The sequence below is a fragment of the Maribacter hydrothermalis genome (assembly GCF_001913155.1).
Taxonomy (GTDB): Bacteria; Bacteroidota; Bacteroidia; order Flavobacteriales; family Flavobacteriaceae; genus Maribacter; species Maribacter hydrothermalis.
This window is the reverse complement of the sequence record NZ_CP018760.1, coordinates 2887877-2900594: the sequence shown is the minus strand read 5'-3', so window position 1 is coordinate 2900594 and position 12718 is coordinate 2887877. Positions and strand designations below refer to the sequence as shown.

Genomic DNA, 12718 nt, shown 5'->3' with positions numbered 1-12718 from the left:
AAACCAAACAACATGAACAATTTAAACAACAAAACCAAAATGAAATCGGAAAACTCGCGCCGCGGCTTTTGTAAAAGTACTGCCCTCGTGGGTGCTGGACTATTTTTACCAGGATTAGAAATGAGCGCAATGGCCAACGTTTTTAATGACAAAAAATTGAAAATCGCAGTTGTGGGTTGTGGTGGTCGTGGTACCGGTGCTGCCAATCAAGCGCTAAAAGCTGATGAAAATGTAGAATTGGTGGCCATGGCCGATGCCTTTCAAGACCAACTTGATAATAGTCTTCTCAATTTGCAAAAAGAATTTGAAGGGACTAAAAAAGTAAATGTTAAAGATGCCCATAAGTATGTAGGCTTTGATGCCTATAAAAAAGCAATAGATCAGGCCGATGTTGTTATTTTAGCTACTCCTCCAGGTTTTAGACCTTATCATTTTGAGTATGCAATTTATGCCGGAAAGCATGTATTTATGGAAAAACCAGTTGCTACAGATGCGCCTGGGATTCGTAAAGTATTAGAAATGGCAAAAATTGCCAAAGAGAAAAAACTAAATGTAGTTGTAGGACTGCAACGCCACTATCAAAATAATTACATAGCCATTGCAGATAAAATAAAGCAAGGTGATGTTGGTAAAATTGTATCAGGACAAGTGTATTGGAACAGCGGTGGAGTTTGGGTACGACCACGACAGGCAGGCCAGTCGGAATTGGAATACCAAATGCGCAATTGGTACTACTTTAATTGGTTGTGTGGAGATCACATTTTAGAACAACACATTCATAATATAGATGTTGCTAACTGGTTTATTGGGGAATACCCAATTTCTGCACAAGGAATGGGCGGCAGATTGGTACGTACTGGAAAAGACCATGGTGAAATTTTTGACCACCACTTTGTAGAATTCACCTACCCAAGTGGCGCGGTGATAGCAAGCCAATGTCGCCACCAACCAGGCACGTGGTCTAAAGTTGGTGAAAATTTTCAAGGAACAAAAGGCAGTATAGATATGAACGATGCTGGTGCTGCAAGTATTACTGGCTTTGACGGTGAAAAATTGTTCGATTACCGCAATAGAAATGACCCTAACCCATACCAAGTGGAGCACGATAGGTTATTTGCATCTATCCGTAATAATGAAGTTATAAGTGATACTGAAAACGGAGCAATGAGTACAATGACAGCAATTATGGGGCGTATGGCAACCTATTCTGGGAAAGTAATTACGTGGGAAGATGCAATGGCTTCAGAAAAATTATTAATGCCAAGTGAACTTACATGGGATTCTACTCCGCCTAGCATACCAGATGCTAACGGTAACTATTCTATTCCTACTCCTGGTGTTACTGATGTTTTGAATTAAGAATTATTAAACGGACAAAATATACGAGGAGTACTTATTTTTAAATTTTAGCAATCTTTATACTAGTTCATTAGTATAAAGATTGCTTTTTTTATGAAGAAAAGAAAACTAAAAAGTTCTTTATCTAAACCTTTAAAATTGATATTGAATCCGTAAAATTGTAGAAATTATTTTATAGAATGTAAACCAATACTATTGCCTTCAGTATCCATAAATATGGCTACAAAACCAAATTCTCCAATAGACATTTTTGATTTGATGATTTCACCTCCGGCTTGCTCGACTCTTTCTAATTCAGTAATACAATCTTTGGACTCAAAATAAACCACAGTATTATTTCCACTTCTAGTAAAATTATCTTTCTCAACCAATGCACCTGTAACATTTAAACCTTTGGGGTCGAAAGGAAAGCCAGATTGTTTTCCCCATTCAATAGGAAAATCTACAAGTTTAATATCAAAAACTGTTTCGTAAAAACTTTTTGCTCTATCTAGGTTCGCTACATTTATATCAAACCAGTTAACAGGATTTACATTTCTCATCTTTTACTTTATTTAAGTTCCGTTGCTTTATTGCTTTACAAAATTGCAATGATTAGAAACCTTAAAATTGTAAAAATGGGACAATGCTAAATTTAACTTTCAAAAATTAAAGACATTTTTAAATCATCTCCATAAAATTCTTTTGGAGTTAATCCTGTAAACTCTTTGAATTCTTTTATAAAATGAGCCTGGTCATAATACTCATTTTCATAAGCCAAACCAGTTAAACTAGTAACATCTTCTATTAACAACATTTTCAAAGCTGCTTGCAAGCGAATGGTTTTCGATAGTTGCTTTGGACTTAAACCAATGCTCAGTGAAAATTTACGCGCCAATTGTCTTCGATGAATTTGATGTTTCTTTGAAAGAACATCTACCGAAAATTGACCATTTGCGGTTAAAATTGTTTCCACCGTAGATTTAACGATTTGGTCAATACTATGCTTACTAGCTATTTTTTTAAATAAAAAAGATTCAATAAAACTAATTCTTTCTAAAGTTGAATTTGCCTTTAAAACTTGCTCCGATACCAAATGCCCATCTTCGCCAAACATATCTTTAAAAGCAACTGCACAATTTTCAAACTCTTTAATGGACAACGTTGTAAAAGGCAAAAAACCATTAGGATGAAAACAAACGAAAAAGGTTGCAGTTTCGCCCATTGGCTCCACCACATAGGGTTCCGTAAGTTGACCTATAACAAAACTTTTAGGAAGAATAAAACTATCTCCATTTAACGTATGGTGCTTGTAGTTATCCCCATAATGAAAAATCATTTTTATACAGCCATCGGGAACAATTGTATTTTTCGTGGGAGTCTCTGCCTTAGGAATTTCTAAAGTCCAATAGCATTTAACAAATGATGCTAAATCTTTATGTGGTTCAAAAATACGATGCTTCATTTGCTCGTTTTTAAATAATGTCTTCTTTAAGCAAGCTATTGTGAGTATCGAAAATTAAATATATAAATTCAGAAAATAAAATCAGCTAAGTTTACAACCACTAAATAATTACTTATAAATCCTATTTCTTCCAGTTTTGAAGTCGGTTTAAATACAAGTAGCTTTCTACGAACTTTCTGTGTACAGGACTTGATATTTTGAACATTAATTCAGAAGATTGAACTTCTTATTTAAAAACCATTTTATAATTGTAATCTTAACTAAAATATCTCAGTCAATTATATTAAGTATTTCAAAAGCTAAAGTTGTTACATCTAACCTTTTTTTAATAAACGAATCTAGATTAATTTTTCCTTTAGGCTCCAAATTTGTGGCAAAAAAATACGTGTTATTATCTTGTTCTAAATAGCCTACAAACCAACCATTATAATCCTCATTTACATTAGACAAACCCGTTTTTCCACTTAACCTATAATGGTCAGTATTTTTAATCAGCAGTATACTTTTTACTATTTCAGATGTTCTTCTAGAGATTGGAAGTTCATTTTTATAAAACCGCTTTAAAAAATCAATTTGCTGAAACTGGGTAATTCTAGATTTGCCTTCTAGCCAAAAATTATCAATATTAACTGAATCAATATCCAAAGTTCCATACTTTAAAATTTTAATGTAATCATTCATTCTATCAACACCAATTTCCCTAGCTACTTCTTGGTAACAGGGAACACAAGAAAACTGAAACGCGTCTTTCAAAACTAAATCTTGTTCCCACGCTTTTAGCCATTTTTCTTCTCCATCCCACTTAAAAATTGTGCTGTCACTTCTAATTACACCAGTTTCAAGACCTACTATAGTATTCGGTATTTTAAAGGTTGATGCGGGTAATTTTCCTGTTTTTGCCCATTTAAAATCATTAGAATAATACACGGATTTATTTAAATCAAAAATTAAAATAGACCCGATAACATCTGAACTATCTATAATGGATTGAAATTCTGATTTCACTACTGTACAATCTCTTTCAAATACCTGTTGGGTAGCTTTTGAGTTATGCTCTTTGCAAGAGAAACATAATAGTAATAATATTACAGTTAACATTTTATTTATTCTGTTGTCCAAGTTTTTCAATTTTTGTTAGCCATTTACGCCTGTATCTATCTTCAGAAAGTCGTAATGATCCAATGGTTGTCACTTTTACCGGGGATATTCCGCAAAAATCGCACACCAATTTCTTCATAGCATTTGTACTTGGCTCCTTATTTACAAGCCTATAATACCAAGCAGGTTGATCTAAAGTAGATATAATTCTTGCTGTTTTCCCTTTTAATAACTTTTCCCATTTTATTTTAGAGTTTTCAACTTTTTTAAAAGCAAAACCCGGTAAAAAAACTCTGTCTATAAACCCTTTTAAAATAGCTGGAAATGAGCCCCACCAAATCGGATAAATCCAAACTAAATGGTCTGCCCATTTTATTTTTTCTTGCGCTACTAACAAATCTGCCTCCAGCTCCGTACGTTTTCGATATCCAAATTGCAAGTTTACATTAAAGTCTAAATCTCGTATTACAATCTCTTTAAATTCTGCTCCAGAAGTAATTACTCCTTTTTTATATGCTTCTGCCAAAGCAAAACCAAAGCTTTCATTATCTGGGTGCCCATTTAGTATCACTATTTTCATATCTAAGTATTTTAAATGCTAATTAAACTGATGCTGTAAAATTGAACCATCATTCTTTTAATTGCATTCACATTTGTTAAGAAATGAATTTCTACTAACTATTTTTCCTAATTCTACTTAAAGATTGTGGGGCAATGCCTAAAAAACTTGCTATATAGTATTGAGGAACTCTTTGTATAAGTTCTGAATTCTCTTTTACAAAAATTGCATAGCGTTCTTCAGCTTTAAGATTTTGAAAACTATGCGACCGCTCCAACATTTTTAGTAAAAACTTATCAATTACCTGTTTAAATGATTTCTCTACCAATGGAATTTCATCTAAAATAAGTTTTAGGTTTAAAAACGAAATTTTAAGTAATGTGGTTGGTTCAAGCGTTTTAATTTCAATACTAGATTTGGTCTCAGTAATCATACTTTGGTATTGCGATACCCAATCGTTTTCTTTAATAAACTCGCAAACTTTTTCTTCACCATTATCTGCAATATTATAGAACATTACTAAACCTTTGGACACAAAACCAATGAAGGAACAAACTTGACCTATTTTCAATACATATTCGTTCTTTTCTAATTCTAAAACTTCAATTTTAGACTGTACAAAATTAATTTGCTCATCAGTTAGTTTGCCGTTTAAATCTAATACATCTAATATATTTGTTATCATATTATTTGATCATTGACCTTTCTATCCTTAACACTATAAGGGCGTATGCGACTACATAAAGTGGGAAATTGAAAGTTTTGAAATTTATTTTTATGTGTTTTAGTAATCCCTTTAAACACAACAAGATATGCAAATTAGTTTATGAGCGAATCGTGAACTAAGGAATGAGTAAGTCCTAATAATTATAGCAGTGACTAGCAAATTACTTAAACTGCGTTTTGCTATTGCAAAATCTAGAAAGCCATATAATTATACTTACGTTTCAATAATGCCTTGTTAAACAGCAGATAAATCAAATAGAAAAAGCTCAAAGAATCTGATTTTAGAATTTATGAGCCTAGAAAACAAGTGTCTAAAATTAAAGAAAAAATAGTTTGTATTTTACCTCAGTTCTTTGTTGTGCGCTGGCCTTTGCGCGCTCTTTCCGTTCAAATTCGTTTATTTTTTGTTTGTTATTTTTCCACAAGTGAATTCATAGTCATTAATTTTATAGATTAGGTCTCGTTTTTTTAATTCAAATCCAGCTCGCACCACGCCATTTACTCCTTTATTGGAAAGTGCAATAACATAAAAAAGATGCGATTCATTTGGGCTAATGGTTTTTACTAATTCGGACGATTTATCAATGTTTTCATCGAAAAATGATTTTAAATCTAAACCGTAATTGAACAAGGGTTCTTTTTCAATGGTCATTTCTTGCATTGGAAAATATAAATTAAAATTTACGTCTGGTGAAGAAGGAACTGTGATTGAATCAATAGGAAAATTAATAGTTATTTCCAAGTCAGAATTAGTTTCATTAGTTATACAAGTCCAAAATATAACATAACGATATTCCTTACCATTAGGGTCTGTGTATTTTTGTCCAGCTTTTGGATAACTATTCTGAATCGATATGCCTTTATTAATAGAATCAGTATACTTAAATTCAGTATGAAACTTTTGCCCCATTACCGAGAAAGAGAACAAGAATAGGGCAATAGCAATTAGATGTTTCATAACTCTGTCTATTTTTTCGGCTTGCGCACAACGCAGCGCTATGTGTAGTCCGCGTTATTTTATGGAAATATAGTGAAAACCTTTTTTGGTTTTCGACGGTATTGGGAATAAAATGGCGCGGTCCTTCCGAGCGTAGCGAACACATGAATACCATTAAGAAAATAAACATTTTTATGAATAAATTACATATAGTGACTTGATATGTTGGGTTGTTTTCTTCCGTTAAGCGTCGTATTTGGCAAAAGACCCCTTATCCTACGGTTCTATGTAATCTGTCATAGCGCTGCGATGATGTTGCAATAGTATTATTCACAGGCGTTTAAAAACGTATTAATTCATTCATCACTTACACAACCTATTGACAACTAAACACTTAAATAACCACAAAAAAAGCAGCCCGTATTTTAAAATACGGGCTGCTTTTTTATTAAATAGGTATAGTAGGTATTCTACTCCTCCCCTAACTCGGTAATTTTCTTTTCGTATAGTTTTTTACTTTCTACTACGGCAACATTCAATTCTTGCATAATACCGTCTACACGACCTTCTATACTTTTCATTTGGTCATTAATATTATCAAATGAATTTAACGCTGCAGCTACTTCTAAGGCTTTTACAACCTCAACAGCATCACCATGCAGAAGTCTTAATTTGTCTATTGCTTGCGAAGTATTGGCTAAAGTTCCATTATACTTGGTACGAGCTTTCTCAATAGCTCCTAAAAGCGTTTTTTTACTAGTTTCATCACTAAGGCTATTGGTTTGTGTTTCCATTGCTGTAAACAGGTTAGAAGCTTTCTCTTTTAAATCTCCGTACTCCTTATTCAAATTTTGAACACGACGATCTACTTTTTCCCAATCACCATATACCTTTGCAAATTCTTTATCCTCATTTTTGGTATCTTCTAGTGCACTTTTTAAGGCATTTAAAGATTCCAAACCTTGATTTACATTTTTATTGGCGGTCTCCTTTTTATTCTCAAATGAATTTACCTGAGATTTGAATTTGTCCTTTAAACGAATAAGGTCTTCAGGGCTTTTATCTTTCCAGCAAGAAATTAGCGTAAGCGCAGCTAAGACAACAAATAGTGTTCTTTTTAACATGTAATATTTTCTTTAGTTAATGGTGCGCCAAAGATACATATTCTATCATGCTTTCTAAATAAAAATGGGTTATCCCAAATTTTAACCCAACACCCTTCTTCTATGTAATTTTCAAAAAATATTCGTTCTTAAAGAAGCATAGTCCATATTTAATTTATGCCCTTATACTTTGTAACTAAGATATTACCAAGGCAATCATGGCTAATAAAGCTGCATATTGTTCTCCATCATTAACTAAAATATGTGCAAAAAGCCTAACGTAACGCCAACGAAAAAAGCGTTATATCCCAATATTGTAATAACAACCTAATGGTCTTGCCCCTTGGTAGTTTAATATAAAAAAGACTTAAAAGAAAAAAAACCTACCGACAAATAGTACATTAGGCTGTTAAATTATGCCGTAAGCAAAAAAAAATTATCCTTTTCGTATAATCTTATCAATATTTCCTGCCAAATACATGTGGTCGCTGGCGGAGTTTTTACGGAGAACATTGGTCATTAACACCACCATATACCTACAATTATCTGGGTGTTCAACTATGATGACCGAGTTCATAAAATTAGTGACGTTCCCCATATATTTCCCACATTCTTCGTCTTTGCTTCGGTCACATTTGTATAAGGAGCCCGATTTAAAGTACACAGCAGCTTCTTTCAATGCTGGCGATTGTGCATATCTAATTCTGCGATCCGTCATATACATTAATCGTTTCATTTCTAAACTAGAAGCTTCATCGACTACGTTACCTTGCTCTAACTGAACCAAAAATTTCATTAGACCTTGTGGAGAGCCGATACTCCCACCTTTATCACCGACATACGTATTTGCTCCTCTAGTGAAGAAACTACCTAATCGCCATTCATCTGATGTAATACCTAAATCTCGCAACGGCAAGTTGACTACATCATTGCTTAAATCCGTCAATTCCTTCTTTGGTGTTTCCTTAAAATAAGTATCTGCTTCTTCTTGGGTCAACTCTGGATATTTCTCTCCAAATGCCGCCATTAAGAGTGTTTCTCTCCACACAATACTTGCTGCGCCATTGTTACTGACAGAAAGCATATGGTCTGCCCATTCATATAAAGTAAATACATCACTAGCAATCACCTGTCGTTTTACCAAGGTGTTTTTTTCGATATTATAGATAGGAATGGTGTGCTCATCAGTTAAGCCCCACACGCCTGCTTTTACCGATTTGTTCTTTAACAGCTCCGTTCTTTTTTCGAATGAATCCGGATAAATTTTTTCTAACTGGGTAAACAATCCGACTAAAACAGCCAATTTACCTACACTACCGGGTTGATAGCCCGATGTTTCATTTCGTTCTGCGTAACGTACATTTTCTGGGTCGGAGATATCTAAAACGGTCAATGAATAACTTTTATCCAAACCTCGGAACAGTGCACTGATTTCTTTCTGAAAAGCCTCGTTAACCTGCATTAAACCCATGGCACTATCATTCTTTCTTGATAGTAAGTTTAATTGAATTTCGTTATAAGACTTTAAAGCACCTGCAGGTAACGCCGGGACATTTTTAATTTCCCCACTTTTAATTAATTCTAAACGTTTTAATCGTTTTATACCTGTACGTTCGTAACCGTCAATTGGGTAGTAGGTATATGTGGTAAATGCTGATGCAATTAAAACAACAATTAGTAATACTATAATTTTCTTCATACTTGTATTAATAGTAATTTTTAAAAACTCTTATACGTAACATCAAAACGACCATCGGTTATAGTAACGAATTGACCATTACCATCTACTGCCGAAAAATAAAAAGTCCCAGATATATACTTATTTTCTTCATCAATTTTAATGATTTCCAGAACTCCACCAATGTTTTCATTTGAGTAAAATTCTGATTCAATTTTTTGCCCACTAATTTTTTTCCTAATCCAGCAAGAGGCATTGGAAATAGGAATATCATTGCCCTCTAATATTGTTTGTGAAAGGGAATATAACCCTTCGGTTAAAGGCGCTACACCATTAAATAGTTCCAATGTCATGGCAACATCTCCATCTATATCATTATGAGTCCCTAAAGCAAATCGATACCCTTCAAAAATTTCGCCATAAGTCAATTGCAATTTTGGGGTATTCGCACAGTCTAAACAAAAGCTTCCTTTTTTAGGCACATACACTTGTCCATTAATAAGACATCCAAATGTATTTAATCCTGCAGTGGTTATCGCTGGCAGTTCTTCATCAACCCCATCGTCATCATCTAAATCGCACCCAATAAAAACAAAAAATAGCGTAGCAATTAATAACAGCCAGATACTTTTCATATTATAATTTTGTACTTAATGAAATCTCTTTCTGTGTATTAATTTTCGGGGTAATAGACTCTAAATATCCTGAACTTAATGCCTTTTTATTCTCAACAAAAGGGCGAATTTGAAACAACCATGGTTTATCTTCTTTAAAACCAAGCTCTACATCATAAGCACCTTCGTAATCGGAATTTGTTTCTTTTGGTAATGTTTCTCGAATGGTTTTTGCCAATTGCTTTATTTCATTTAAATTATTCTCGTTCACCACTCTTTTTTGAAATGTAGCAACCTTCTTGCCAGTACCGCCTGTAGCAGGTAACGAATTATACTTAGGTTCACGAGCTGGAGCTAATAATCTATATCCACCTGTATCATAAATAGTATAGGTTTCTGCCGATTGCCCATCAACCGCACCACCGGCACCTCTACTGAAAGCAATCGTTAAATCTTGGTCATTACCAGAGTTGATTCCCTTTGTAATTAAAACTCCGGAGTAATCTACATCTACACTTGGGATCACCAAAATAGACGGAAATACATTTTCTGGATTCAATAAATACTTCTGGCGCCATTTAAAACTACGCTCCGTATATGGCGATGCCCAAACTTCTTTTACGCCATTTAAAATCTTCTCCTTATCCAAAACATTAAACAAGGTAAGGTTAAGACCTGCCCCGGTAAAATCCTTTAAATCCTCCATGTTGGTATCGCTACGTAAAAATACAGGTATTGCACCTAGGTCCGAACCCAGGACCGATTTGAACTTAGCTTCTAACTGATTCATAAAATCAGCCTTCAACGGCATTTTTTTAATAGCTTCTCTTAAAGTCTCTAATTGACGTAATTGATAATTCTCAACTTCTGGCTCCGGCACATCTGCATTTCGCATACGCTCGGCTTCTGTAAACATAGCATTTAAATATTCCCAATACGAGCTATTCTCGCCTGGCATTTGCTGATCCATGTGATCTCTAAAAATCCCGAACGGAATTACCAATCCTTCAACCACTTGCTCAGGGAACATTTTTTTCAATTGGCCAAGATTAGCTGCCTTTGGTCCGCATAAAGCGCCTGAATCACTGGCATCTACATTTCGCATATTCAGCACATCGGTATTTCCCAATTGAATTTTTTCAACAGGTACTTCAATTTTATCGGTGTTTCTTTCCTTCTTCACAAAAAGCTCTCGTTCTTGCTCGGTCATTTTTGCTTCGGGCTTAATTATGACGTTACCCTTATTAGAAACCGCATAGAACACACGGTCGCCATCATACTTTTTTAAACTTTGAAGATTAGCATCGGATAAGGCTGCATTTGGTATTCCTAAATTACGTGCTAGTAATTGCACGTGAGAAACCATATTACCCTCGGCCACAGTGGCAATACCGGCAACAGGTTTTAGATCTGACGGAGAACGTTGAAAAATATAAATTTTATCCGAAGACACTTCTATATCTTCCGATGACCCATCTACGACAACCAGTTCACCAAAAGCATACCCAGGATTTAGCCCTCTAAACGTACTTTGGTTAGGTATATCCATCACCATATTTGTTAGTGCAGATTCTTTGGCGATAAAATCGCCTAATTCACCAACACTTTTTCCTAAGTGCAAAGCCATGGAACCTCTTATTCTATCATCTATAAAGGCATATGATTTTGGTTCAAAAGTGGTGTATACATCTACCACTTCCTGATAATTTGCTTTAACCATGGCAGCACTCCACTCTACTGCGGCTCTTGCTGTTTCTAACACTTGAGTCAACTCTGCCAAACTTAATTGCTCTTGACCAAACTTGCTTAAGGTCCCAGAAACTTGTTCCCATTCCCATAATTCTAAATATCCTGCACCTACCGAGGCCGTGGTCAAGGCACATATTTTCTCTAATTGTTCGCTAACAGTAGTAGGTTCCCAATTTGGTGCATTTTGAAATAAAAGTTCTTCTAACTTTAATGAAATATCCAATAATTGTAAACGTGCCAATGGTCGTTTTTCTTCTAGTAATCCTTCTCTTATATCTAAAAGTAATTGTGCTGTTTCATTTACCAAATAAGCCGGTTTTTCATTGCTTGATAATCCCTGAACAAATGTTTGTACTTTATCCCCTAAAGTTGTCCCTTTTACCAATTTAGATTTATTCAATAATGCCTGAACATCTACCGGCTTAAAAAAAGTCTGCATGGTAGTTACCAAGCCATCTAGTTTCTTATTTAAATCAGTAGTTAATGATTTTTGATTCTTAGTTTTAAAATCAAGTACTTTCTGAATATCAGATTTCTCGGGCTGGCTATGAATTTTAGTTCTTAAATCCATAAACGGAGTATATAGATCAGAAATAACTTTCGATTCGCTTCGCATTAACTGTGCAACATTGTCATCACCACTATGTGGTATATCTTTTAAAGATTGTCTTAGGAAATAAAAATTATCTGCAACCACACTATCTTTGGCCAAGATCCACTTATAAAAAGCAATTCCCCAAGCTTCCTCATCTTCTACCTGTACCGAACCTCTATAATACTGGCTTTTCTTATTTATCCAACCATCATCAATAAGGCGTAAGTATTTATCTAATTGGTATTGTTTTAATCGAGAATGGTTGTTATTAGAATCCCAAATCTCTTCATTATTAGAAAATGCCAATATTTGACCAAAAAAGATATGATTGCTTTTCCCTAATGCAACAACCTCATCTTTATACCGTGCATGCTGCACTCCAGGACCTATATCATCGGGACATGGGTCTTTAGGTTGGCGTATACTACCATCGGTACAAAACCACCGAATATCTCTATACGGACCTCGAATGTCACTCTTATACTTTTCAACTAAAGTTTTGATATTATCAGCAGGTACTGATGTTTGTGAATATGCAATAGTAACGGAAGTAAAAAGGGCAATAATTAAAATACTGTAAATGGAATTTAAGTTATAATTTTTCAATTTTATGGTATTAAATTATTACTCAAAGGTACTATCTAAACGTGCTCTTTTGCAATAGACTGGAAAATTATTTTAACACAATAAAGTAAAAATACCTAACTGACTTACAGCACATTAAGATTTAAAAAATCTTTTATAATAAAATGATAAAAATACTCGTTATTCAAATAATTAGATTTCATTTGTATCAACTTTTTAGTTGAATAAAACAACTAGTAAAGTCGACAAAACAAAATCAAAAAGATAACTA

General features: G+C 34.1%; 11 protein-coding genes. 1 reads left to right on the top strand and 10 read right to left on the bottom strand.

Annotated features, from left to right (window positions below; all coding sequences use genetic code 11):
* Positions 1-12: 12 nt before the first annotated feature.
* The gene (locus tag BTR34_RS12385) at positions 13-1359 is read left to right on the top strand and encodes a Gfo/Idh/MocA family protein (RefSeq protein WP_068485885.1); all 1347 of its coding nucleotides are present in this window, start codon (positions 13-15) and stop codon (positions 1357-1359) included.
* Between the two features lie 167 nt (positions 1360-1526).
* Here the strand turns inward: BTR34_RS12385 and BTR34_RS12380 are convergent, their stop codons facing one another.
* From BTR34_RS12380 to BTR34_RS12335, 10 genes are all read right to left on the bottom strand, one after another.
* The gene (locus BTR34_RS12380; RefSeq protein ID WP_068485883.1) at positions 1527-1901 is read right to left on the bottom strand and encodes a VOC family protein; all 375 of its coding nucleotides are present in this window, start codon (positions 1899-1901) and stop codon (positions 1527-1529) included.
* Positions 1902-1993: 92 nt separating this feature from the next.
* Complete coding sequence (locus tag BTR34_RS12375; RefSeq protein WP_068485881.1) at positions 1994-2803, bottom strand: helix-turn-helix domain-containing protein; 810 nt, start codon at positions 2801-2803, stop codon at positions 1994-1996.
* A 270-nt stretch (positions 2804-3073) separates the two neighbouring features.
* Positions 3074-3910: a class D beta-lactamase gene (gene blaOXA / locus BTR34_RS12370; protein ID WP_394333953.1), complete on the bottom strand. Its 837-nt coding sequence runs from the start codon at positions 3908-3910 to the stop codon at positions 3074-3076.
* Positions 3903-4481 carry an NAD(P)H-dependent oxidoreductase gene (locus BTR34_RS12365; RefSeq protein ID WP_068485877.1) on the bottom strand — a complete coding sequence of 193 codons (579 nt, stop codon included), beginning with the start codon at positions 4479-4481 and terminating at the stop codon, positions 3903-3905. The genes blaOXA and BTR34_RS12365 overlap by 8 nt, the downstream gene beginning before the upstream one ends.
* A 94-nt stretch (positions 4482-4575) precedes the next feature.
* Complete coding sequence (locus BTR34_RS12360; RefSeq protein ID WP_068485875.1) at positions 4576-5145, bottom strand: Crp/Fnr family transcriptional regulator; 570 nt, start codon at positions 5143-5145, stop codon at positions 4576-4578.
* 438 nt (positions 5146-5583) lie between these two features.
* Positions 5584-6144: a hypothetical protein gene (locus BTR34_RS12355; protein WP_157483913.1), complete on the bottom strand. Its 561-nt coding sequence runs from the start codon at positions 6142-6144 to the stop codon at positions 5584-5586.
* 449 nt (positions 6145-6593) lie between these two features.
* Entirely contained in the window at positions 6594-7247 is a 654-nt protein-coding gene (locus tag BTR34_RS12350; protein ID WP_068485871.1) for a hypothetical protein, read from the bottom strand.
* Positions 7248-7662: 415 nt separating this feature from the next.
* Complete coding sequence (locus BTR34_RS12345; RefSeq protein ID WP_068485869.1) at positions 7663-8925, bottom strand: serine hydrolase; 1263 nt, start codon at positions 8923-8925, stop codon at positions 7663-7665.
* Positions 8926-8945: 20 nt separating this feature from the next.
* Positions 8946-9539: a hypothetical protein gene (locus BTR34_RS12340; RefSeq protein ID WP_068485867.1), complete on the bottom strand. Its 594-nt coding sequence runs from the start codon at positions 9537-9539 to the stop codon at positions 8946-8948.
* A gap of 1 nt (position 9540) precedes the next feature.
* Positions 9541-11706 carry a PEP/pyruvate-binding domain-containing protein gene (locus BTR34_RS12335; RefSeq protein ID WP_394333952.1) on the bottom strand — a complete coding sequence of 722 codons (2166 nt, stop codon included), beginning with the start codon at positions 11704-11706 and terminating at the stop codon, positions 9541-9543.
* Positions 11707-12718: the final 1012 nt, after the last annotated feature.

Coding starts and splice junctions, on each gene's coding strand:
- BTR34_RS12360 (WP_068485875.1), bottom strand. CDS start 5,145: ATGATAACAAATATATTAGATGTATTAGATTTAAACGGCAAACTAACT.
- BTR34_RS12340 (WP_068485867.1), bottom strand. CDS start 9,539: ATGAAAAGTATCTGGCTGTTATTAATTGCTACGCTATTTTTTGTTTTT.
- BTR34_RS12335 (WP_394333952.1), bottom strand. CDS start 11,706: ATGCAGACTTTTTTTAAGCCGGTAGATGTTCAGGCATTATTGAATAAA.
- BTR34_RS12355 (WP_157483913.1), bottom strand. CDS start 6,144: ATGAAACATCTAATTGCTATTGCCCTATTCTTGTTCTCTTTCTCGGTA.
- BTR34_RS12375 (WP_068485881.1), bottom strand. CDS start 2,803: ATGAAGCATCGTATTTTTGAACCACATAAAGATTTAGCATCATTTGTT.
- BTR34_RS12365 (WP_068485877.1), bottom strand. CDS start 4,481: ATGAAAATAGTGATACTAAATGGGCACCCAGATAATGAAAGCTTTGGT.
- BTR34_RS12350 (WP_068485871.1), bottom strand. CDS start 7,247: ATGTTAAAAAGAACACTATTTGTTGTCTTAGCTGCGCTTACGCTAATT.
- BTR34_RS12345 (WP_068485869.1), bottom strand. CDS start 8,925: ATGAAGAAAATTATAGTATTACTAATTGTTGTTTTAATTGCATCAGCA.
- BTR34_RS12385 (WP_068485885.1), top strand. CDS start 13: ATGAACAATTTAAACAACAAAACCAAAATGAAATCGGAAAACTCGCGC.
- BTR34_RS12380 (WP_068485883.1), bottom strand. CDS start 1,901: ATGAGAAATGTAAATCCTGTTAACTGGTTTGATATAAATGTAGCGAAC.